This window comes from Bacillus sp. 05T22 (assembly GCF_056396765.1).
Window position 1 is genome coordinate 1 of record NZ_JBFTMC010000069.1, and the last position, 24,156, is coordinate 24,156.

Here is a 24,156-nt window from a genome sequence, read left to right on the forward strand (position 1 = left end):
AGGCATTCCTATGTAAGGGAATGCCTTCTCCTATTATGTATACTTTTATTGATATCGCTTCGAAACAACGAATTCTACAAGTGGAATAACAATGAATGAAGAACAAAGTGCTATAAATAAAGGGAGATTATGAATATTATCAAGCGAATATAAGGTAGAAAATCCTTCTGACCAAATCAATAAAATAAACATAATAACGACTAATACAAAATATCCAATTTTAAAACTTTTATATGTAATTTGTTGTCCCATTTCATCTTGACTTTCTTCTGACACGCCGTTTGGATCTCCCCATGTCATATGATTTATTAAATAACTAATTATTAAGGAGCACACAAAAATAGTCCCTCCGAGAATAGTTCCTTCGGTCATATATTTATATGCACTATAGGCCAGTATTCCAAGTAATGATAGTACAATAACTACGAAAATAAACTTATTCTGATTCATCGTATTCACCTCTTTATAAGTGTAAAAAACTCTTTACACGTAATAGTATAAAAATGACAGGGAGTAATGTCAAATACATTTTACACAAATAGATAAATTTATGAAAGTTAATTATTTATTTCTCAGTTTAGAAATAAATATTAAAAAACAGAAAGGAAAAAGATTTCTATTTGGTTTGAATGTTAAAGTTATTATTTGCATATATTTGGAAGGGATGTCAGATTAAATTGGGGGGTAAATATGTCCATACTTTTAAAAGCGGGTGCAGACGCTGGAAATAACGGTTTAAAATTAATGGTGAAAGGCCAAAATCCGATTTATATTCCAAGTATATATTCACTATATATTGGGGAACCGACAGGTTTATTGGATGAAGAAGATGTACCGATATCTGAAGTGGAAAATCATATTGATGTAACTATAAATTCACCATCTCTCATGTTAAATAATGTACGTTACATTGTTGGGCAAAAGGTTATCAATGATCAGCTAAAAGGGACAGAAGTAGAGAAGAAGTCTAATAAATCTACAGATGAATTAATGGTTCTAACGATTTTATCAGGTTTAGCAATTAGTGCTATGCGTCATAGTCCGAAATTAGATCATATGAATATTCGCTACGATTTATCAGTTGCTCTTCCAATGCAAACCATTACGCAAGAAATAGCGGCGGAAAATGCTAAACGTTATATGGGAAATCATAAAGTTATTTTTCATTATCCAAATGGAAGAGATGTAACGATAAATGTATCCATTGAGTTCTGTAAATGTTTACCTGAAGGAGCATCTGGTACTTGGGGGATCGTATACGATGAAGAAGGTAATATCTTAAAACATAAAGTTGAAAGTGAAAAAGACGCCATTACTGAGATTGATTTTGTGGATAAAACATTATTATCTTTTGATATTGGTGCGGGTACAACTGAGGAAGTTGTTTCGTTTGGAGTGAATTTTAGACCGCAATTAAGTAAAGGATTGTCCTATGGAGTTAAAGAAACTTTATTGCAGATTATTACAAGATGGAATCGGAAGCATCCGACAAAAACAATAGATAGTATTACAGAGTTTAATCAAATATATTTAAATGAGAAACACCCAAGGCATGCAATGCTAGTAGAAGAGTCACAACAAGCATTTCTAGGATTAGCTGCACGAGTTGCAACGGATATTATTAATAAAATTGATGATATGAAAGATGATCCGTATGTATTTATATATGGCGGGGGCGCTGTCATCATTAAAAACAGTTTGCAACTTATTTTAAAACAAAAAGGTCGTTTAAAAAATGTAATATTTGTAGATAACCCTCTATTTACAAATGCACGTGGATTATTAGTTTACACATGTTCCCCACGGTATAGAGAACATAAACAAAAAGAATTGGGATTTACAAATTTAACAATTAGTTAGTTGGTGTGAGTATGGGGCGTAAGCGGTATAAGCGTGGTGATCGGGTAAAAATCTATTTAAATAAATCTGTATCTTCTGAAATGATCGCATGGATTAATAAGCAATCTGATGAAACAAAATTTTTTTTATACGGTGCCCAGCAATTGTTTAAACAAGTAGGCGATATTGATGTATCTAAAACTTTACCTAGCAGCCATGTTTTTTCCATGTATATTGAACCTACTTCTATGTTTAAAATTGAAGTAAATCCTCTTAGAAAAGTGTCGATGGAACAGAAAGGACCCGCCGAATGTGTAGAAAATAAACCTTGGGAATTTATTGATCAAATAGATTGTCCCTTCTTTTAAAACATATAAAAGTATATCTAAAGCCTACCACTGTAAATATGATTAAGTGGTAGGCTTTTTTTTGCCCATTAATAATGCGAAATCCAAACCGAAAGTACGGAATATTTTGAAGGTAAATGGATGTTTATTAAAATAAAAAAATAAGGAGGGAGAATTTTGAAAGCGATTCTTCATAACAAAGGTCATGATACTTTTTTTCCTTATCTAATGTACTCTATTCGATTCATTTTTTTACCTGCGATTTTTTCGAGAAATAATAACGACCTATTTTGTTGTAAGAGCACTTCAAGATTTAGGGAAAAAGACACGATTTATATTTTCATGGGATGACTACGACCGATTTAGAAAGGTTCCAAAAAACGTTGATTCATCATTTGAGAAATATATTGGTATGCCATATTGTGATATTCCAGATCCATATGGTTGCCATAAATCGTATGCAGAGCATTTTGAAAAAGAATTTGAAAAATCATTAGAAACTCTTGGTATTGATGTGGAGTTTATTTATCAACATGAAGAATATAAAACTGGGAGATATAATCAACATATACTTCAAGCATTAAAAAGAAGAAAAGAAATCTACGACGTATTAATGAAATTCAAAACGAGTGAACCGTTTGAAGAAGAGCGGGAGGCTTTTTATCCAATTACGCTATATTGTGAGCAATGCGGGAAAGATTCAACAAAAATAACAAATTTTGATGAAACATCGGAAACAATCCGATATGAGTGTGAATGTGGGAGTCACAATGTATTATCAGTAATACAAACGAGTCACATGAAATTAAATTGGAAAATTGATTGGCCGATGAGATGGATGATAGAAGATGTGATTTTTGAACCGGGTGGGAGAGATCATTCAGCCGAAACAGGTAGTTATAATGTTTCAAAGGAGATAGCTAGTAAAATTTTTCATTATGAGGCACCGAATTATGTTGCCTATGATTTCATTGGCATAAAAGGTAATAATCAAAAAATGTCAAGTTCTGCTGGGAATATCATTACTCCAAGTGAATTATTAAATGTGTATTTGCCAGAAGTCATTCTATTTATGTTTTCAAAATATAAACCAAATGCAGCATTTCATATTGGTATGGATGAGGATGTGATTCGGAATTATACTGAGTATGAAAGATATAAAGAAGGTTATCAAAATAATAAGTTAAATAATGAAGAGTTGCGTGATGTAATTAGGCTTTCCGGCGTTAGTGTTAGTGATGAAAATGTCAGCTTACCAAAATTTAATCAAGTAGCAGGCGTCTTGCCATTAGTGAACTTTGATACTCATATTTTACAAGAGATATTAGCGAAAGTGGATGCAGATTATAGCTTGATTGACATTATGAAAATAAGTAATCGTGTGGAATACTGGATTCGAAATTTACAACCGCAAAAAATGATTGAAGTAAATAAAGAAAAGAATTGGGAGTTTTACGAAACATTGGAAGAGGTACAGAAAAAGTGGATTTTAGAAGTTTGTGAAATAGTTCCTACAAATGCGGATAGTCCAAAGATAATGGAACGGATATATGAAATTTGTCATAATGAAAGTAAAAAGATAATGAAAGAGAATCAAAAATTACTTTTTAGAATCATTTATAGACTTGTTATCAATCAGCCAAGTGGTCCGCGGATACCGTTACTTATATCTGTAATAGGTGCCGAGAAAATAGTGTCCTTATTGGATTTTTGTAACTAAGTAGAATAGAATACTACCTCAAACACAAATTATATTATCAAGCTGTGTTTGAGGTGATTAATAGTATAACTAAGAATTCAAGGACTTGTATATGCGCGTCCTTGAATTCTTAAGGATGTAACTAATAGAATGTGGTGAATTTTATAAAGTTATTATCGCGTATACATTTTCGGGCATTCATCCCCGATTGGTTCATAAAAACAATGGCTTTTAAATTGCCCTGCAAATGGTTGATTATACCATTCCGGTGGACAAGCACCAGTCGGCCGGAAATACCAAAGGGACCATCTTGCTGGCCAGCGCCATTCACCTTGTAACACACGTCTTGCAATTTCTTTTTCTGAGTCACGAGCACGTTGATAAAAATATCCGTATTGTACAGCTTCAAATCCACCTGGAGTTTGATATACCGCATCACTTACGGTACGTATTTGTTTAAAGTCTAAGCAGTCACAAAAAACACGGTTTACTACAACGCAGCCGACAAGCTGTTCGCCTTGTCTACCTTCACCTTCAGCCTCAGCACGAATTAAACGTGCTAATAAATCAACATCGCTTTCATTATAAGGAATGAGACCCATATTAGTTCCTCCTTTGTAGAGGTGTTATAGTAAAGGTTATGTCAGAAAATGAGTGTGGTGCTTTTACAAGTATGCTTTGAGGAAGGCGGAGATAAAGTGAAACTTTACGAAAGGGAGTTGTAAATTGTTTTTCATGTGCAACCTCGTTCCAATATTGCTTTTGCTGTTTCATTAGTTAACTCATTTCTTTCATATAATTTTCATTTGATTATAGTACTTGCTCTATGGGAAAAACAGACTTCAAAAATACTGAATTTTTTGATATGGGAAATTCAAGTTTTATATCCATCCTTTTTCATCAGCGATACGAATGGCTTGAAATCTTGATTCAGCTTCAAGTTTTTGAATGGCAGATGATAAATAATTTCTAACAGTTCCGTTTGTTAAATACAATGTTTTACCGATTTCTCTCGTTGTCATCCCGTTTTTAACCATACAGAGTATTTCTGCTTCACGGTCAGTTAGTGGGTTATTTTCTTTTAAAAACAGCGTAGCAGCTAAGTCTGTACTAACCACACGTCCTCCGTTCATTACTTTACGAATGGCCTCAATAAGAAAGTCAATCGGTTCGTCTTTTAGTAAATATGCTTCTACTTTTGCATCCATTGCTTTTTGTAAGTATCCAGGACGAGCAAAAGTTGTAACAATCATTATTTTGCCGGGATGTCCCATAGCTCTTAATTTTTTTGTAATTTCCAGTCCAGTGATGTCGGGGATCTCAATATCGAGAAGACACACATCGGGTTGTTGTTTTGTAATAATGTTCCAGGCATCTAGCCCATTTGAAACTTCTGCAATTACTTCAATGTCATCTTCTAATTTTAATAGAGAAACGGGGGCTCCGCGAAGCATTTTTTGATCCTCAGCAATTACAATACGAATCATTTTACTGCCGCCTTTCTTGTATCGTTTTACAAGGCTAATATTTTCATAGATCGATTAATCCATTTGTCACCACGTTTAATAATAAAAGCGACAATAATTGCGGTTATCCCATAGCTCATTAAAATATCATATTCCATAACAAGGGTGAAATGAATGAAACCTTCCAATAAAAGTATAAAAGAAGTCCATAGGTAGACGCCAGGCCACGTATTTCCTTTTCGTAAAGATTGTTTATATTTCAATTCAAGTCCCACACCAAACATGATTGTTAATAAACCGAGAAGCTTTCCGTTTACTAAAAATAAAACGACCAGCCGGATAAAATCATTAAGTGACGTCCACCAAATTGCATGATCGAATGTAAAAATATAAGAAATATCCCCTAGATATGCAAAAATCCAAATATTTGTTCCAAGTGTTCCTAATACAGCAAAGCCCCTTAATATATCAAGCAAACGAATTCTTTTGTTGTTGTTTCTCATTATTTTCCTCTTTTCTTATAATTTTGTCATTATTGTATCTTTAAAAAGGAATTTTTTGTATGCATAAGTGTCAGTTAAAGGAGATGACAGCTGTCATATAGGCGAAGAAATGAAGTATTTAAATAGTCATGCAATGAATTCTTAAAAATAAGTAAGAAAAAATATGGTAGTATATGCTTACGTAGAGATTATAAGAAAGGAATGAAAACATGGTTAAAATTATGATTGTGGAAGATGATCCTAAAATTGCGGAATTATTATATTCCTATATCGGGAAATACGGATATCAAGCGATTGTTATTGTTGATTTTCAACGTGTATTAGATATTTTTTCACAAGAAAAACCAGACTTAGTGCTACTAGATATTAATTTACCAAGTTTCGATGGATATTATTGGTGCAGGCAAATCCGCGCTATTTCAACGTGTCCAATTTTATTTATTTCAGCGCGTGAAGGAACAATGGATCAAGTGATGGCATTAGAAAATGGTGGGGATGATTATATTCCAAAACCGTTTCATTATGAAGTTGTAATGGCGAAAATTCGTAGTCAACTAAGGCGTGCATATGGAGACTATGCACCCAAAATAGAAGAACGAATGATTGAACAACAAGGGCTTACTTTGTTTCCAGAGCGCTTAGTATTACAATTACGTAATCAAGAAATTGATGTAACAAGAAATGAAGCGATTTTGTTAGAAATGTTAATGAAAAATTATCCGCGCGTTGTAAGTAGAGAAGTGTTGTTGAACAAACTTTGGGATAGTGAATCATATGTTGATGATAATACACTAAGTGTTAATACAACACGTGTTAGGAAAAAGTTGCAAGCATTAGGTATTCAAGGTGCAATTGAAACCATTCGTAGTGTCGGTTATCGATTATATATAACATGGGAAATCGGTGGAGAATAATGATAAAACTATTTATACGTGAGCATATTCCACTTCTATGCTTTACAATTTTTCAATTCATCGCTATTTTTCTTGTTTATTGGTTTGATGGCTATCACCATATGACAACTGCGCTTTACGCAATGTTTTTAGGGTTATGTTTTTTGCTTGCGTATTTACTATATCGCTATTTTACCCATAAGTCTTTTTATGAAAGATTGGCAAATCCGATGCAATCCTTAGATGAATCTGTACAAAAATCAGATTTTGCAGTCCTATCTACCGCGCTACATGAGTTATTAGAAGTCCAATATCGTCACTATCAGAATCAGTTACAAGTGCAGGAACGTAAAAATGAAGAGCATTTAACCTTTATGAATCAATGGATTCATCAAATGAAAACACCTCTATCTGTTATTGAATTGATTACACAAGATGAAGTTGATCCTAGATTAGAGAGTATCGGTGAAGAAGCAGATAAATTAAAAAAGGGATTAGAAATGGCTCTATATGTGGCACGTCTAGAAACTTTCACACAAGATTTCTACGTAGAAAGAGTGCAATTATACAAGTTAGTAAATGAAGTAATACATGAACATAAGCGCTTTTTTATCCGGAATTTTGTATATCCAGAAGTTAAGATTGAAAAAGACATTATGGTAGAAAGTGATGTGAAATGGCTCCAATTTTTAGTTGGTCAAATTCTATCTAACGCAATTAAGTATTCAGCCGGTAGTAGAGAAAAAATTATAATGAAAGCATATAATGTAGACAAGACCGCCATCTTAGAAGTGAGGGATTTTGGAGTAGGTATACCAAAACAAGATATGCCACGTGTGTTTCAACCTTTCTTTACAGGAGAAAATGGTAGAGATTTTAAAGAGTCTACTGGGATGGGATTATATCTCGTATATGAAATTGTGAAACATTTAGGACATAAAGTAGAAATACATTCTGAAGTTGGAAAAGGTACAACTGTACGAATTATTTTCTATATCTCATAAAAAGCTGATGAAATAGACTTTTTCATCAGCTTTTTTTAGAAATCTTACAAAGTTGTAAGGTAAATGAAAGACGAATCAATATGAGATGTAAGATAACTCCTTTACACTTTAAACTAAGCAGAATAAATGAAAGGAGAATGTGGTATGGAAATATTGCAGGCGAAAGGGATTAGTAAAGTATATAAGGGGAAAGTTCCTTATAAAGCTCTTACTGATATTGATTTATCTATTCAAGAGGGTGAGTTCGTTGGTATTATGGGTCCGTCTGGTAGTGGAAAAACAACATTGTTAAATATGGTATCGACGATTGATTCACCAACATCAGGTGAAATTTTAATAAATGGAACGAATCCTTTTCAGTTATCATCTGAAAAATTAGCATTATTTCGTCGTCAACAATTAGGATTTGTTTTTCAGTCATTTAATCTTCTCAGTACGCTTACCGTAAAAGAAAATATTGTGTTGCCAATGACGTTAGATGGAGTGGCTGTAAAGGAAATGAATAAGCGGGTGGAAGAAGTTGCAGAAAAGTTAGGCATTCTGGATATTTTGCATAAAAGAACATATGAAATTTCAGGTGGTCAAGCACAACGAACCGCGATTGCTCGTGCAATCATTCATAAGCCACAATTGTTATTAGCGGATGAACCTACGGGAAACTTAGATTCTAAGTCTTCGAATGATGTGATGGGTATGTTAGAAGAACTGAATAAGAAAGAACGTGCAACTATGATGCTTGTTACTCATGATCCATATGCAGCAAGTTATTGTAGTCGCGTTATTTTCATTAAAGACGGTGAATTGTATAATGAAATTTACTGTGGTGAAAGTAGACAAGCTTTTTACCAAAAGATTATGGATGTTCTCTCGTTGTTAGGAGGGAAAAGGCATGACTTTTCGTCAATTCGCGTTTAATAATGTTTTTCGTAATAAACGGACATATGCCGCTCATTTTTTAAGCAGTACATTTTCTATCATGATTTTCTTTACGTATGCACTTTTGTTATTTCATCCTAATTTAACGGGGGAGTTAAAATCTACAAGTGAAACAATAAGTGAACTTGGTACAATCGGGTTTAGAATTTCACAAGGTTTGATTTTTATTTTTTCATTTTTCTTTATCTTATATTCAGTAAGCTCGTTTTTAAAAACACGTAAAAAAGAATTTGGTATTTTAATGATGCAAGGAATGTCGATGAGGCAGTTAAAGAAGTTAGTGCTCATTGAAAATATGTTAATTGGATTTTGTTCAATCTTTATAGGCATTATGATCGGCCTTATATTTTCAAAATTAGTACTACTCATTAGTGCAAGTCTTTTAATGATTAACAATGGATTACCTTTCTATATTCCAACTCAAGCAGTACTATTAACTGTTATTACATTTCTTTTCTTATTTTTAATTGTATCACTGTTTACTTTTAAAATGATAAAAGTAACAGAGCTTGTGGAACTCATTCAAGCAGAGGAAAAACCAAAACCTGAACCGAAATCTTCTATTATTTTATCGCTTCTATCATTTGTTAGTATCAGTTCTGGATATGGAATCGTACTTTATATTAACTTTAGAAGAATTATCTCTTTTCCGTTATTAGGATTAGGTGTGTTATTGGTTATAATCGGTACTTATTTTCTGTATACGCAATGCAGTGTTTTTCTGTTGCAAGCTGCCAAAAAACGAGAATCTTTATTTTTAAAGAAAACAAATATATTGACGCTTTCAGAGCTAATATATCGAATGAAAGATAATGCAACGATGTTTTTTATAGTGTCTATTATTTCGGCAGTCGCGTTCACCGCAATTGGAACTACCGCTGCACTTGGAAATAAAGAACTGTCAAGAATGACCAATCCGTATACGTTTACGTATATGAGTTTTGAAGAAAATAAGATGGAAAATGAGCATCTTTCTGTAATTAAGAAATCTCTTAATGAGGCAAATATTCCTTATCGAATGGGCTCTGCCTCTACTAAATATACGGAAAGCAATGTTACTGTTATGAAATTAAGTGAATACAATGATCTTGCGAAAGCTCTTGGCTACCAAACGGAAAAGCTTGGTAGAGAAGATGAGATTTTGTTAGTCCCAGGATGGATAGCACAAAAACAAGAGTTTAAAGATGGAGAATTTAAAAAAGAAATTGAAGTGATTCATGGGGAGTGGATGAAAACATTTCATGTGAAAAAAGCTGTACAGAATTTGGTTTTACCACATGAAGTAGGAAATACTTTAATTGCAGTGCAAGACCAAGTATATGATAAAGTTCCATTCATTGCTCGTGAGGATATCACGATGTCTAAAGAGCGTATTTACGGATTTGTTGTAGATGATTGGATGAGAACAAAGGAAATTTCACATCAATTAAATAACATACTGGGTAGAGAGAGTGGAGAGCGTAGTTTTTATTTCGAAGCTTTAACATTGCAGTGGTTACAAGCGAAACAAACAAACGGATTGTTACTTATGGCAAGTGTTTTAGTGGGAATTGTCTTTTTTACATTTGCAGCGAGCTTTATTTATTTCCGTTTATATACAGATTTAGACCGGGATCAACAACAATATAAAATGATTTCAAAGATGGGATTAAGTAAACGAGAACTAAAAGGTGTTGTAACAAGACAGTTGTTAATCATGTTCTTTTTACCAATTGTTGTTGCGGTAATTCATACTGCAGTCGCATATATCGCACTGCAACAATTAGTGGATTTTTCTATTTTAAATAGTTCAATTATCATCTTAATTTCATTTGTATGTATACAAATCTTGTATTTCTTTATGACTCGTTGGCGTTACCTACAAAAACTTTATAGGACTATGGATCAGTAAAATAAGATTATTAAGGTTTGATTGTATCAAAGGTAAATAGAAGATAACCATAATGAGTATACCTGAAAATTAATTTAGACAATGAAAGGAGTCATAATGAGAAAAATAATATCTTTTTTTATATTAATTGTCCTGATTGTCACAAGCCTAAGTGCCTGTTCTTCCTCTGAAGAAAATAAACGGCCTGCGAACGGGATGATAATGATTGGGGACGAACAATTTACTTTACCTATTTTTGAACGTTACAAAGAAAATATAGAAGAAAAAGAAGTATTTGAAGTGAAAACGGGGATTTTTGGTGAAAATAAAGTGCTTATTATAGATGAATCTACAGCGCGAGCTATGATAAAAGATCGAATTTTGCGGAAGAATGATATGAATAATCGCTACGGTTATACTTCTATAAAAAAATTACCGGAAATCCCAAAAGGGGCTTCGCTATTATTTGCGCATGAAGAGGAAAAACATATTACAAGTATCGATTTAAACAGTAAAGAAATTCCTGTTTCATATGACAGCGATGCTTGGATTGGAAATTCCCGTGATTATAAGTCTCAAAGGTATCTTATTGTTGCGAAAAAGGATGTATATAGAAAGATAAAAGCGGATGAAACAAAGTTACAGATTATTCACTTCAAAAAATTATTGGGTTACGAAAGGCCTAAAATGTCGACAGACAATACATTAATAACTGAATATTTAAAGATAAAAAGGCAAGTCAAAGATTTTCATAAATTAATATCGGTCAAATTTGTTACTTTTGAGGATGAAGGTTAAAAGGAAAAGGGAGTTGTCAACAAAACTTTATCAACTATGTAATACTTCATAATTGATAGACAATTCAGATAAGATAGTTTACAGTATCTTTAAGTTAATAATTGTGATAGAGAATTGGAGATCCACACTATATAGCCATTGCTAATTGCGTTGGTATATCTTTGTGGATCTTTTTTCTATTACATAAAAAGGAGGTGAAATTGAAAACGTTTTTATCAGGGAGAGAAAAAGAAAAGGGGACGGAAAATGAAAAGGTTATTCTGTGGATTATTGATTTTATGTTTTATCGCTTCGAGTGTAATACTTCCGGTGCCAACGCACGCAGAGGAAGGAAAGAAAAATAACAATCCTATTATTTTGGTACATGGCTTTACAGGGTGGGGAAGAGATGAATTATTGGGCGTAAAGTATTGGGGGGGTGTACATGATATTCAAGAGAATTTAAAGAGAGATGGATACAGTGTACATACCGCTGCTGTTGGACCGTTATCAAGTAACTGGGATCGTGCTTGTGAGTTATATGCTGAAATTAATGGGGGAACAGTAGATTATGGAGCGGCTCATGCTGAGAAACATGGGCATGATCGATATGGGAGAACATATACAGGGTTTGTCCAAAATTGGAGTGAGACAAATAAGGTTCATTTAGTAGGACATAGTATGGGTGGTCAAACGATACGTACACTTGTTCAAATATTAAAAGAAGGAAATCAAGAAGAGAGGGAGTATGCAAAACAGCATGTAGATGTAAAAATGTCTCCATTGTTCCAAGGCGGAAAGTCATATGTTCATAGTGTAACGACATTGGCAACACCTCACAACGGGACAACCCTTGCAGATGGAAGTTTACTCTTGCCTGCTGTAAAGCAATTACTCGTTGCAACTGCTGGAATTGGAGAAAATAGCAATCTATCACTATACGACTTTAAATTGGATCAATGGGGAATTAAAAAGAAAGCTGGGGAGTCATTTTATCAATATTCAAACCGTGTCTTAAATAGTTCCATTTTGAAGGATACGAAAGATATAAGTCAATGGGATTTAAGTACAGATGGAGCGAAGGAATTAAATGACTGGGTAAAAGCGCAACCAGATGTATATTATTTCTCTTACAGCGGACATGCAACACAGGCAACCTCTATAACAGGGCTTCATTTCCCGCACATTACAATGAATAAAACATTAATGGGGAATGCGATTTTCTTAGGATCATACGCAAGGTATGAACAAAGTCGACCATTTATTGATTCATCTTGGTGGCAAAATGACGGTGTAGTAAATACGAATTCTATGGTAGGACCGTCTACTGATGTGGTTATAAATAATAGCGGTACACCAGAGCGTGGAAAATGGAATCATATTGAGACAAAACAAAATTGGGATCACCTTGATATGGTAGGACTAAGCGTTTCGGACTCATTAGGTTTTTCTGATATTAATGCTTTTTACCGAAATATCGCTAAAAATTTATCTAATTTACCAGAATAACTGGATCATATTTATATTGAAATGGAAAAACTCCCTCAAATTCTTCTGAGGGAGTTTTTACTTCGTGAATCGAATCGTGCCTTCGGAGTATAATGGAGTTAATATTAAAATAGCATGATAGCCCGAGGTGATGGTATGAGAGTTAACGTGGTGATATCTGGATATGGAACTGTTGGAAAAGAGTTTGTAAGATTGGTATTTGAGAAAGCTTCATATATAAAAGAGATGTACGGCATCGAACTTGCTTTTACTGGAATTATTGGGAGTACAGTCAATCTTTATAATGACAAAGGTTTACATATTAAAGAATTATTAACTTATGGTACTGGTTCCTATGTATTAGAGAAGTATACCAAACACTATCCACTTGATAAAAGTGAAAAGTTTCCTTTTGGTACTGTATTAATTGAATCGACACCAACTAATCTTCAAACTGGTGAACCAGGAAGAACATACATTGAAACAGCGATTGAAAACAATATGGATGTAGTAGCTATTTCGAAAGGAGCACTTGTTAACGCATGGAAAGAAATAAAAGAAAAAGCAAAACTCGCAAAGGTACGTATTTGTTATAGCGGCGCAACTGCTGCGGCACTCCCTACATTAGATATTGGACAATTCAGTTTAGCAGGATGTCAAATTGAAAGTATAGAAGGTATTTTAAATGGAACAACAAATTATATTCTTACAAAAATGTATGAAGAAGATGTAACATTCCAGGAAGCATTGCATCAAGCGCAGCACAAAGGGATAGCTGAAACAAACCCATCATTAGATGTAAGTGGAATGGATAGTGCTTGTAAACTTCTATTATTGGCAAATAGTTTGCTGCAAGCAGAATGTTCATTGAATTGTATATCTATAAAAGGTATAGAGGATGTTACGAAACAAGATATACTGAAAGCAAAAGAACAAGGTAAATCTCTAAAATTAATTGCAACAGCATATAAAGATTATTCAGGAAATCTTAAACTTGAAGTATGCCCGCGTGAAATAGAGAAAGGGCATCCATTGGCTCATGTAAATGGAACAGAAAAAGGAATCACTTTTCATACTGATACGATGGGGAAAGTTACTTCAACCGGAGGAGCTTCAAGCCCAAGAGGAGCAGCAGCAGCGGCTTTGAAAGATTTAATTAATTTGTATCGAAAAGATGTATGATGAAAAAATATAGTCTTCAATTAAAATGAAAAAGATAATAATCAACTTGACAAATAAATGTTTTTGTGTTATAGTTTAATTTTAACATTTGACGAGAAGCCCTTAGGGTGATACATTTTAGTAAGAGAAATAACTTCACTAATTTATGTATCGAGGGGGACGTGTAATATGAAAATAGAAAACAGTCTAGCGGTTTTGAAATTGAAAATTCAAGGATTTGAATTAAATCCAACATTACTTTGGGATGAAAAAGAGGCTCTATTAGTCGATACTGGTATGCCAGGTCAATTAGAAGGGATTTGCGATGCAATGATTGGTATTGGTGTGCCTTTTGAACAATTACAAGCAGTTATTTTAACTCATCAAGATATAGACCATATTGGAAGTCTTCCTGAAATACAGCAGAAGGCAAATCATTCTATTGAAGTGTACGCCCATGAATTAGACAAACCTTATATTGAAGGACAGTTACCCCTTATTAAAGGAGATCCAAATAAAATGAGTGAAGAAAAATGGGCGGCACTTCCAGATGTTGTGCAAGCCCTATATAAAAATCCTCCAACAGCAAAAGTAAATCAAACATTAGAAGATGGACAAAGACTTCCATTTCTCGGAGGCATTGAAGTGATTCATACACCAGGACATACTCCGGGGCATATTAGTTTATATAGTGAAAAATATAAGACATTAATTGCAGGTGACGCGATGGTATGTGTTGAAGGAAAACTAAAAGGGCCAGTTCCACATACGACACCAGATATGGAAACAGCTACAGAATCACTTAGAAGATTTTTAGAGTTTGATATTGAGAGGATAATTTGTTATCACGGTGGTGTTTGTGATTCAAATGTTAAAGAGCAAATTGAACAGTTAGTAGGAATGGATAAATAGTATTTTGTAAAAATTATATTTTATGAAGTTTGAACTATCAAATAATATTTTACAGCTATATGAATTATGTTATGATAAATATCAAACTAAATAGTTAATATCTATCCGCTAGGGGGGCCTTTTATAGGCTGAGATCAAAGGATTTTTTTTGAGACCCTTAGGACCTGATCTGAGTAATACCAGCGTAGGGAAGTGGAAGTGACATCATCAATATTTTTAAAATATTGATGATGTCCAGCCTGCTTTCTTTACGTGTGTGTAAAGAAAGCTTTTTTATTTTGCGCACCGCACCTATTTGAAGTAGATCCCAGTAGTCTAGTCGTTAATGAGCGATTCGTTAAGAAACTTGTTTCATTTTTTACTATCAAAACGTTTATTGGAGGGCCTATAATGTCATTTTCACAGTTGTTACGCAAAGAAGTTAATTCAATTTGGGAAGCAAGTTTTAACCATCCTTTTGTGAAAAAATTAGGAAATGGAACATTAGATTTAGCTAGTTTCCGCTATTACGTTATGCAAGATTCATATTATTTAAGTCATTTTGCAAGAGTCCAATCGTTAGGAGCAGCAAAAGCTATTGAGTTAGAAACGACAGCTCGTATGGCACACCATGCACAGAATACATATCAAGCTGAATTATCGTTACATGAGAATTTTGCGAAAAAATTAGGAATTACTAAGGAAGAAAAAGAATCATTTGTTCCTGCTCCAACCGCTTATGCGTATACATCACATATGTATCGTGCTGCATATGAAGGACATATCGGGGATATTATTGCAGCAATTTTACCTTGTTACTGGCTTTATTATGAAATTGGTGAACGTTTGAAAGAATGTAAACCTGAAGAACCAATTTACCAAGAATGGATTTCCGCATACGGCTCTGACTGGTTCCGTACTTTAGTAGAGGAGCAAATTGCTAGATTAGATGCCATTGCGGAAACAGTAACAGAAGCTGATCGTAAGCGAATGAAACAGCATTTTATCATTAGCAGTCAATATGAATATTCATTTTGGGAGATGGCTTACACATTAGAAAAATGGCCAGCAGAAAAACAAGTAGAAGATGTAAGTTTATCCCGCATTAACAGGCAGTAAGTAAGCCACCCACCTCCTCAAGATTCAGAGAGAAACGAGGAAGCTAGGTGGGGGATCAACTGCCCGTAAAAGCCCGATTGGTGAGGGTTGATTAAAGTTCCACTTTATAAGGGAAAGATATGGCTCTCATCATACATGAAAATGAAGAGTATAGAAAATGACTAACTTAGTTTAGTCATTTTTTTGTACAAAAATAATAATCTCTACATTTTAGAAAAATTAACTTCAGTCATTAGTTGCTTAACTATTATAAAAAATTTACACAATAAAAAAAGGGAGAAGGTAATTTTTATTGAAGTTTGTTTATAATTCCCTTTTTAACTTGTTAAGGGGAAATGTAATTGTAAAGAAGGTTATTAATCTCTTTTGCACTTTTTATTTATCTTACCATACTTGGAATGTTGTACTGAAATTATAAAAATTTAAATTTGAAAGGGGCCAAAAAGATATGAGAACGAGAAAACGAATAGGGAATAAGTTACTACTCGTTAGCGCAATTTGTGCGATAAGTATTCCTTCTGTTTCATACGCGGAGGAAGTAATTTCACCTAAAATTTTTGCGAGTTCTTCAAGTTTGTACGAGGGGAGGAATACGGATGTATTGAAAACAAGTTTTTATCCCAATACATATAATAATCCGTTCAACTACCGATTTATTTCGACATTAAAGGAAACAAACACAAATATAAAAGAAATAGACAATGTTGATGATGAAAATCCTGTTATATCTACTACTCTTACATTTATCCGTGATATGCATGCTGAAAATTATAAATCTGCATTTGATTTAACTTCTCGATCTTTACAGAAGATAGTATCTGAAAAATGGCTGGAGAGTTATTGGAAGGGACTCCCAGTACAATTACAAGCAGGTTCCTTTATTGGAATTGGAGAGGTAAAACAAAAAGAGACAAATTCCGTTCATACAAATGTAGAGATTGGATTAGTTTTTGAACAATTTACTGTGCCTTTACTAATTAAATTAGATCCATCTGGAAAAATAGATGATTTTCAATTTAGTATGTCGTTTAGTCCTGTTGCAGAACGTCCATCATATAGTAAGCCTGAATCATTTATTGAAAAAGAAGTAGTAGTTGGAAGTGGCGCGTTTCCATTACCAGGAACATTGTCTGTTCCAAAGGGAAAGGGTCCTTTCCCAGCGATCATTCTTGTTCAAGGATCTGGAGCAAGCGATCGGGATGAAACTGCGTTTGCTTTAAAACCATTTCGTGATCTAGCTGAAGGTCTTGCTTCGAAAGGAATTGCTGTTCTTCGTTATAATAAACGAACGTATGAACATGGCTTGAAAACACAATTAAGCCCTTTTTATACAGTCGATAAAGAGACAACGGACGATGCACTTCTTGCGACTCGTTTTCTTCAAAATGAATCTATGATAGACAAGAGTCAAATTTATATCCTTGGTCATAGCCAAGGTGGAATGATGGTTCCGGAAATGATTGAAAAAGACCAAAATCAAAATATCGCTGGAGCAATTGTGATGGGAGGACCAGCTCGTACAATCCAAGATGTTGTTTTAGATCAATTTGATTACTTGTATTCTATCGGTAGAATGAAACCTGAAGAATATAAATTTTACAAAGCACAATTTGAATTATTAAAGGATCCTAACTTCTCTAGTCAGAATCCTCCAAAAGATTTTTATTTAGGATCACCTGTATTTTGGGATTCTATTCGTAAAATTAAGGCAGCAGAAATATCTAAAGAACAAAAGACACCGCTTCTTATTATTCAAGGAGAAAGAGACTATCAAGTTCAATCAAAAATCGAAATTCCTCTTTGGAAAGAACAATTAAAAGGGCGAGATAACGTAGATTATCGACTTTATCCAAAGTTAAATCACTTCTTTACAGAAGGAGATGGGGAATTAAGTAAACCGGATGAATATTATAGTCCTGCCAATATCCCTGAGTATGTTATAAATGATATTGCTACTTGGGTACAAGGAAGATCGAAATAAAAATAGGAACAGTATCATTTAACTAGGTTTCCGAAAAGAATTCTCTCACTTCAATCGTGTGAAGGGCGTAGCTCAACGATAAGTGGGAGATAAATTTTCGATTGGCGTAAGCCAAAGTGCTTATAATTATCTGATAATTCGTTAAAATTAGTCTATACACATAGATAGGTTGATAACACAATGAAATTAGATAGTAATAAACATTCAGTTTTTCTTCTGCATTATCATCTTGTACTGGTAGTAAAATACCGCAGACAAGTATTTGATGATGACATATCTAATTATGAAAAAGACATTTTTGTGAGAATAGGACAGTCATATAACATTACACTTGAAGACTGGGATCATGACAAAGACCATGTACATGTAATGTTCAAAGCACATCCTAATAGTGAATTGTCAAAATTTATAAATGCGTATAAAAGTGCCAGTTCTAGCTTGATAAAACGTAATTTCCCTATTGTTCGTCAGAATCTTTGGAAAGAACTGTTTTGGTCAAGAAGCTTTTGTTTGATTACAACTGGTGGTGCTTCAATTGAAACAGTCAAACAGTATATTGAAAAACAAGGCAGAAAGTAGGTGTGGACAATGTTGAAAGCATACAAATATCGTATCTATCCCAACGAAGAGCAACGGTTGTTTTTCGCAAAAACATTTGGATGTGTACGTTTTGTATATAACAAGATGCTTGCTGACAGAATCCATTCTTATCAAGAATCCCAAAAGACCATTGATAAGTCCATCAAGTATCCTACCCCTGCACAGTATAAAGCTAAATTCCTATTTCTAAAAGAAGTGGATAGCCTTGCATTGGCTAATGCACAAATGAATCTAAATAAAGCATACGCTAATTTTTTTCGTGATAAATCTGTTGGATTTCCTAAGTTCAAAAGTAAAAAGGACAATTACCGTAGTTATACAACGAATAATCAAAAGGGAACAGTCTACATGGAGAACGGCTATATCAAACTACCCAAATTAAAGACACTCGTACGCATGAAGCAACATAGACAATTTTCTGGCTTGATTAAGTCTGTGACAATTTCCCAAACACCAACCAACAAATATTTTGCTTCTGTTTTAGTAGAGGAAAACGAACACTCATTTCCAAAACTTGATACAAGAGTAGGTATTGATGTGGGCTTGAAGGACTTTGCCATATTATCTAATGGTACGAAATATGAAAATCCGAAATGGTTAAGAAAAGCTGAAAAAAGACCATTCAAAAGGTCTTTTCGTTTTATTTGTTATAGTATATTCCGTTTACTCTAACCATAGGCAATCAGCCTGTGGTTTTTGTGCTTATATGAAGAAATTCAAAGGAGTGTTTATCAATGACAAATGCAAATAAACRGCAATGTATAGAAGAAATTTTAAAAAGCGCTGAAAAGAATGGTTTACAATTGAATAAAGAAAGCGCTGAATTAAATGAGTCAGGAATGGACTTTCAAGTTGTATTTGCTACTGATGAGAAGGGCGTTTCATGGGTTCTTCGGAAACCAAGAAGACCAGACGTCATTGAAAGAGGGGCATTAGAAGGGAAAATACTTGAGCTTGTTCAAAAATATTTACCTGTTGCAGTACCAAATTGGAAAATCAACACACCAGAATTAATTGCTTATCCGTTAGTAAAAGGTAACCCTGCAGCAGTGATTGATTTAGAAATACAAAATTATGTGTGGCACATTCAAAATAATCCACCATCTATAACATTTGTTCGATCTTTAGCAGAATCCCTTGTCTCCTTACATTCGATCAATCATAATGAAGCGACTAAACACGGAATAGAAGTTCTACAACCTGCTGAAGCCAAACAATTGTTAGTAGATAGAATGCATCAAATAAAATCACAACTTGGTGTTTCAGATGAACTATGGGAGCGTTGGCAAACATGGCTTGCGGATGAATCGTATTGGCCGAAGCACTCTGCATTTGTTCATGGCGACTTACACCCGCCGCATATTTTAGTTGATGAAAATACCAAAGTAACGGGTCTTCTAGATTGGACAGAAGCGAAAGTGGCGGATCCAGCTACTGACTTCACTCTGTATCTTACAATCTTTGGAGAGGATAATTTGAAAGTATTGTTAAACGAATATGAAAAAGCAGGAGGGAAAGTTTGGCCGAGAATGCTTGAACACATTATCGAACTTGGCGCTGCTTATCCGGTCATGATTGGATTGTTTGCACTACAGACAAAGAAAGAGGCACATATGGAGATGGCGCGTGGGGCTTTGGGAGTGAATGAGAAATAATACATTCTATATGTGTAAATAATAATTAAGAAGAATACTTTATTTTATAATATAATGTTTTATAGAGTGTTTTTAATATAAAGAAAAGGAAAGAAATTAATGTCTAGACAAAAAATCTTGCTACAAATAATACCGTTTCTCATTGCAACATACATAGTAGTTGTTGGAAGTGGGATATATCTTAAAGAATGGTGGAAGGCAATAAACAGTTTTGGCGATATATTTTTTATGGTGGGCCTGGCTGTAATTGTTGTAAAAGGGAAACTAAATAAGTGGACAATGACTTTATTTATAGTTCCTGTGATTATAAATGGGATAGGGGTTATAAGATATTTTTGGTTGCATAATTATACTGAGTCCTTGTGGAATATAATAACAATCATGTTGTGCTTTTATTTAATGAATGGATACTACGTAAAAAACGAACAGAAGTAATAATAAGATAATTTAAAAATCCCGCTAATTTACAAATAGAGGGATTTGTCATTTCTTTATATGAATTTAGATCCCTATTGTCAAGTATACCTTTTCTTTTTTGTTTACTTTTTGGCACTAGTAGGATTAAGATATTTTTTAGGAATGTTATTATTTGCATGTATGTACGCTATAATTTGGTGGAAGTGAAGAATATACTGAAAAATAAAAATATCCACTTTGTTATATAGAAGAAAGATAGAAAACTGAAAGGGATGAGAGTTTTGAAGAAACTTGATGTGCTTTTAATGGTACTCAGCTTCCTGTTCCCAATTGCAGGTATTATGAAACAAATTCCTCTTGAATTGTCATTTTATGTAGGAGGGCTGTTGTTTTTCACGAGTTTTGGAAGCTATTATGCAAAACGAATGTATTCACGAATATGTAGTTGGCTCGCTTACACTATATTTATTACGTTTTTGCTGGCGATTTGGAATCAATACGTAACAACTGGTTCTTTACTAGCAAACGCAAAAATCGCTGCATGTGTTGCCGTGATTCCACTTATACTCCGATTTCGTACCTATGCAATTACTTTAGGACTATTGGCATTATGGGGTGGTTTATTATGGGATATGAAACAATCCCAATCATTAGCTGTTCTTGGACGTATTATAAACTTATTGACTTCAGAACGATTGTATCTACTCTTATTAGTAGTCGGATTTATATTTGGTGGGTTGCTTGCCAACATGCTAAAGCGTGGTAGCAACAATGAAAAACAAGAAAAAACCAATCTATTCAAACAAAAAAAGAAACGAATCAAACCGAATTTTAAAATTCGTATTCCGAGTTTACCAAGATTGAAAGCGAAGATGCCAAAGTTCAGTAAAAGATCTTCTAACTCAAAAGAAACACGTAAGTATGAACCAAATCGTGAAGAAAGAGTACCAATGTACCATACAACGCAAACAGAGCATCAACATCATGAAATAGAAACAACGCAAGGTCAAACAAGAATGGAACGAAGAAGAAATCGTTATAATGCATAGAGGATATTCCTAGATAAATATTTAAAAAAGCAATACCCTTTTGTACGACGAAAGGGTATTGCTTTTTTTGCTGTTGTTGAATAAATATATTAATTATTTAAAACCCCTATGATAGGGTTAAATAAATTGATTAACTTATTCAGAAAGAATGAATTTTCTATCAATTATTATTGACAAAACAAAGATAATTCTATAATATCATAGTTAAATTTCAATAATCAAAAATCGTTGACTAAGAAGAGTACGTTTAATTGATGCGTTACAGAGAGCTGGGGTTGGTGCGATCCAGTACGATAGGTTATGCCGAATGGGCTTAGGAGAGGTCTGCTGAAACGCTAGGAGTATGCGACCCGGGTTCCGCCGTTACAAGGATGAGGATATCGAATTTATTATTCCGTATCCAAAAACGAGAGGGTTCTGAGTCTATGTGACAAAGAATCAAAAGAGGTGGCACCACGGTATAATCGTATATATCGCCCTCTACATGCTTCATGCATGTAGGGGGCTTTTTGCGCTCACACGCTTTTTCTTATTCAACAATAAAAAACAAAGGGAGGAATTAATATGAATTTATTACAAGCGGAAAATGGATATTTTGGAGAATTTGGGGGTAGTTTTGTGCCAGAACAACTCCAAGAGGCTTTACTTCACTTGGAGAATGCATTTAATCAATACAAAGATGACCTAGAGTTTATAAAAGAATATGAATACTATCTCAAGGAATATGTAGGGCGGCCAAATCCACTGTATTATGCAGAGCGTTTGAGTGAAGAAATTGGTGGTGCAAAAATCTATTTAAAAAGAGAAGATCTTAATCATACAGGAGCCCATAAAATTAACAATGTATTAGGACAAATTTTACTCGCAAAGAGAATGGGAGTAAAACGCATCGTTGCAGAAACTGGAGCGGGACAGCATGGAGTTGCTACAGCTACTGCATGTGCTATGTTCGGAATAGATTGTACGATTTATATGGGAGGGATGGATACAGAACGTCAACAATTAAATGTATTTCGTATGGAACTATTAGGAGCGAAGGTAATTGCTGTTCAAGAAGGGGGACGTACTCTTAAAGAAGCAGTAGATGCGGCACTTGAAGATTACGCTCAAAACTATGAAAGTACATTTTATTTATTAGGTTCTGCACTGGGACCACATCCGTACCCGACGATTGTTCGTCATTTCCAAGCTGTAATTGGAAGAGAAGCAAGAGCGCAACATATTGAAAAGGAACAACGTCTACCTGACTATTTGGTTGCTTGTGTAGGCGGAGGGAGTAATGCAATTGGATTATTTGCGCCATTTTATAATGATAAAGAAGTAAAAATGGTAGGTGTTGAACCAGGTGGCAAAGGGATTGAAACTGGTATGCATGCAGCACCTCTTACAGCAGGAGAGCCTGGTATCATCCACGGATTTAAGTGTTATATGATGAAAGGCGAAAATGGAGAAATTGCAGAGGCACACTCCATTGCAGCAGGACTGGACTACCAAGGTGTTGGACCAGAGCATAGTTATTATAAAGAAACTGAACGCGCAGAATATGTAGCAATTAATGATAATGAAGCATTAGAAGCTTTTCATAAGTTATCTCGTGTTGAAGGGATTATTCCTGCATTGGAAAGTTCTCATGCAGTAGCGTATGCTATAAAATTAGCAGCAACCTTACGAAACGATCAAAGTATTATTGTTAATTTATCTGGGCGTGGTGACAAAGATGTACAACAAGTGTTTGAAATGAATGATCGAAAATAAATGTATGTCAAAGAATTTAAAAAGCGATTTTTCGTTCAGTTTTGGGCAGAAAATCGCTTTTCTATATGTTTTTTTCACGTGAATGTAGCATAATTACATTTATCCCGCATTAACGGGCAGTTGGTTCAACTAATAATTAAAGACCCCCTCTGATTAAAGTTTCACTTTATTGTACGGCTTCAAAATAGGTTGCTAAGTATTATTTTATTTAATATTCTTAATTTGATAAGGGAAAACATTGATGGAGGTGTTAATATTGCTTATTATCATCGCTATATCAGCATGTCTTTTAATGGGTATTAGTTTATTGCATGTTTATTGGGCTTTGGGAGGGGGATGGGGAATAGCTGTAGCGATTCCAACTGAGTCTGGAAATAAAGTCTTTACACCCAGTACAGGAATGACGTTATTAGTTGCACTCTTATTAAGCATTGCGGCGTTATTTTTATTATGGGAGATAGAAATAATTCCTTCATTTATCCCTCAAATGATCATTCGAAGTGGTTCTTGGATTTGTATGTTGGTGTTTGGATTAAGAGTGGTTGGAGAATTTAATTATTTTGGCATCTTTAAAAAGAAAAAAGATACGTATTTTGCTAAAATGGACAGTATATTGTTTATTCCACTATGTGTTTTTTTATCTTTTTCATTCTTTTTAGCTATTATTTTATAAAAAAACAAAGAGGTTATTTTATATATGTTACAC

General features: G+C 34.1%; 22 protein-coding genes, 2 pseudogenes, 1 riboswitch and 1 other annotated feature. Of the genes and pseudogenes, 20 read left to right on the forward strand and 4 right to left on the reverse strand.

The annotated features are described in order from the left end of the window. Positions 1 to 45: 45 nt before the first annotated feature. Complete coding sequence (locus AC1DIT_RS18715; RefSeq protein ID WP_016132853.1) at positions 46 to 450, reverse strand: hypothetical protein; 405 nt, start codon at positions 448 to 450, stop codon at positions 46 to 48. Positions 451 to 690: 240 nt separating this feature from the next. Here AC1DIT_RS18715 and AC1DIT_RS18720 point away from each other — a divergent pair, with 240 nt between their 5' ends. From AC1DIT_RS18720 to lysS, 3 genes and pseudogenes are all read left to right on the forward strand, one after another. Next, entirely contained in the window at positions 691 to 1,860 is a 1,170-nt protein-coding gene (locus AC1DIT_RS18720) for a ParM/StbA family protein (protein ID WP_016115050.1), read from the forward strand. A gap of 11 nt (positions 1,861 to 1,871) precedes the next feature. Beyond that, complete coding sequence (locus AC1DIT_RS18725; RefSeq protein ID WP_016132852.1) at positions 1,872 to 2,207, forward strand: hypothetical protein; 336 nt, start codon at positions 1,872 to 1,874, stop codon at positions 2,205 to 2,207. A gap of 244 nt (positions 2,208 to 2,451) precedes the next feature. Further along, positions 2,452 to 3,906, forward strand: a pseudogene (lysS, locus tag AC1DIT_RS18730) (lysine--tRNA ligase); the annotation flags it as partial. Positions 3,907 to 4,058: 152 nt separating this feature from the next. Here lysS and AC1DIT_RS18735 read toward each other — a convergent pair. The 3 genes and pseudogenes from AC1DIT_RS18735 to AC1DIT_RS18745 form a co-directional block, all read right to left on the reverse strand. Then, positions 4,059 to 4,487, reverse strand: coding sequence for a cell wall hydrolase (locus AC1DIT_RS18735; protein ID WP_016115046.1), 429 nt, complete (start codon positions 4,485 to 4,487; stop codon positions 4,059 to 4,061). 279 nt (positions 4,488 to 4,766) lie between these two features. After that, positions 4,767 to 5,372 (reverse strand): response regulator transcription factor, encoded by a 606-nt coding sequence (locus AC1DIT_RS18740; protein ID WP_016115045.1) that lies wholly within the window; start codon positions 5,370 to 5,372, stop codon positions 4,767 to 4,769. 32 nt (positions 5,373 to 5,404) lie between these two features. Beyond that, positions 5,405 to 5,854, reverse strand: a pseudogene (locus AC1DIT_RS18745) (DUF418 domain-containing protein); the annotation flags it as partial. A 209-nt stretch (positions 5,855 to 6,063) separates the two neighbouring features. Here AC1DIT_RS18745 and AC1DIT_RS18750 point away from each other — a divergent pair. From AC1DIT_RS18750 to AC1DIT_RS18830, 17 genes are all read left to right on the forward strand, one after another. Continuing rightward, positions 6,064 to 6,768: a response regulator transcription factor gene (locus AC1DIT_RS18750; RefSeq protein ID WP_016132850.1), complete on the forward strand. Its 705-nt coding sequence runs from the start codon at positions 6,064 to 6,066 to the stop codon at positions 6,766 to 6,768. Beyond that, positions 6,768 to 7,751, forward strand: coding sequence for a sensor histidine kinase (locus AC1DIT_RS18755; protein ID WP_016115042.1), 984 nt, complete (start codon positions 6,768 to 6,770; stop codon positions 7,749 to 7,751). The genes AC1DIT_RS18750 and AC1DIT_RS18755 overlap by 1 nt, the downstream gene beginning before the upstream one ends. Positions 7,752 to 7,895: 144 nt before the next feature. Further along, complete coding sequence (locus tag AC1DIT_RS18760; protein ID WP_016131456.1) at positions 7,896 to 8,666, forward strand: ABC transporter ATP-binding protein; 771 nt, start codon at positions 7,896 to 7,898, stop codon at positions 8,664 to 8,666. After that, positions 8,641 to 10,578, forward strand: coding sequence for an ABC transporter permease (locus AC1DIT_RS18765; RefSeq protein WP_016132849.1), 1,938 nt, complete (start codon positions 8,641 to 8,643; stop codon positions 10,576 to 10,578). The genes AC1DIT_RS18760 and AC1DIT_RS18765 overlap by 26 nt, the downstream gene beginning before the upstream one ends. A 96-nt stretch (positions 10,579 to 10,674) precedes the next feature. Beyond that, positions 10,675 to 11,355: a lipoprotein BA_5634 family protein gene (locus tag AC1DIT_RS18770; protein WP_016115039.1), complete on the forward strand. Its 681-nt coding sequence runs from the start codon at positions 10,675 to 10,677 to the stop codon at positions 11,353 to 11,355. 246 nt (positions 11,356 to 11,601) lie between these two features. After that, the gene (locus AC1DIT_RS18775) at positions 11,602 to 12,843 is read left to right on the forward strand and encodes an esterase/lipase family protein (protein WP_016132848.1); all 1,242 of its coding nucleotides are present in this window, start codon (positions 11,602 to 11,604) and stop codon (positions 12,841 to 12,843) included. A 135-nt stretch (positions 12,844 to 12,978) separates the two neighbouring features. Then, entirely contained in the window at positions 12,979 to 14,004 is a 1,026-nt protein-coding gene (locus AC1DIT_RS18780; protein ID WP_016132847.1) for a homoserine dehydrogenase, read from the forward strand. Positions 14,005 to 14,172: 168 nt separating this feature from the next. Then, positions 14,173 to 14,895 carry an MBL fold metallo-hydrolase gene (locus tag AC1DIT_RS18785; RefSeq protein WP_016131451.1) on the forward strand — a complete coding sequence of 241 codons (723 nt, stop codon included), beginning with the start codon at positions 14,173 to 14,175 and terminating at the stop codon, positions 14,893 to 14,895. Positions 14,896 to 14,995: 100 nt separating this feature from the next. Then, positions 14,996 to 15,103, forward strand: a riboswitch (TPP riboswitch). Positions 15,104 to 15,285: 182 nt separating this feature from the next. Beyond that, positions 15,286 to 15,993: a thiaminase II gene (gene tenA / locus AC1DIT_RS18790; protein ID WP_016132846.1), complete on the forward strand. Its 708-nt coding sequence runs from the start codon at positions 15,286 to 15,288 to the stop codon at positions 15,991 to 15,993. Positions 15,994 to 16,441: 448 nt separating this feature from the next. Beyond that, a complete protein-coding gene (locus AC1DIT_RS18795) occupies positions 16,442 to 17,974 on the forward strand; it encodes an alpha/beta hydrolase (protein ID WP_016132845.1) in 1,533 nt (510 codons plus the stop codon). Positions 17,975 to 18,154: 180 nt separating this feature from the next. Then, a complete protein-coding gene (gene tnpA / locus AC1DIT_RS18800; RefSeq protein WP_016132844.1) occupies positions 18,155 to 18,553 on the forward strand; it encodes an IS200/IS605 family transposase in 399 nt (132 codons plus the stop codon). 12 nt (positions 18,554 to 18,565) lie between these two features. Next, on the forward strand, positions 18,566 to 19,246 hold the full coding sequence (locus tag AC1DIT_RS18805; RefSeq protein WP_229161683.1) for a transposase: 681 nt from the start codon (positions 18,566 to 18,568) through the stop codon (positions 19,244 to 19,246). Between the two features lie 62 nt (positions 19,247 to 19,308). Beyond that, positions 19,309 to 20,229, forward strand: coding sequence for a macrolide 2'-phosphotransferase (locus AC1DIT_RS18810; RefSeq protein ID WP_476998345.1), 921 nt, complete (start codon positions 19,309 to 19,311; stop codon positions 20,227 to 20,229). Between the two features lie 99 nt (positions 20,230 to 20,328). Then, the gene (locus tag AC1DIT_RS18815; protein ID WP_016115030.1) at positions 20,329 to 20,664 is read left to right on the forward strand and encodes a hypothetical protein; all 336 of its coding nucleotides are present in this window, start codon (positions 20,329 to 20,331) and stop codon (positions 20,662 to 20,664) included. A gap of 263 nt (positions 20,665 to 20,927) precedes the next feature. Further along, positions 20,928 to 21,695, forward strand: coding sequence for a DUF3959 family protein (locus AC1DIT_RS18820; RefSeq protein ID WP_016132841.1), 768 nt, complete (start codon positions 20,928 to 20,930; stop codon positions 21,693 to 21,695). Between the two features lie 219 nt (positions 21,696 to 21,914). Next, positions 21,915 to 22,179, forward strand: a binding site (T-box leader). Between the two features lie 80 nt (positions 22,180 to 22,259). Beyond that, positions 22,260 to 23,450, forward strand: coding sequence for a tryptophan synthase subunit beta (gene trpB, locus AC1DIT_RS18825; protein ID WP_016132840.1), 1,191 nt, complete (start codon positions 22,260 to 22,262; stop codon positions 23,448 to 23,450). Between the two features lie 256 nt (positions 23,451 to 23,706). Then, positions 23,707 to 24,123 carry a DUF3995 domain-containing protein gene (locus AC1DIT_RS18830; protein ID WP_016132839.1) on the forward strand — a complete coding sequence of 139 codons (417 nt, stop codon included), beginning with the start codon at positions 23,707 to 23,709 and terminating at the stop codon, positions 24,121 to 24,123. The last annotated feature ends 33 nt before the right edge of the window (positions 24,124 to 24,156 follow it).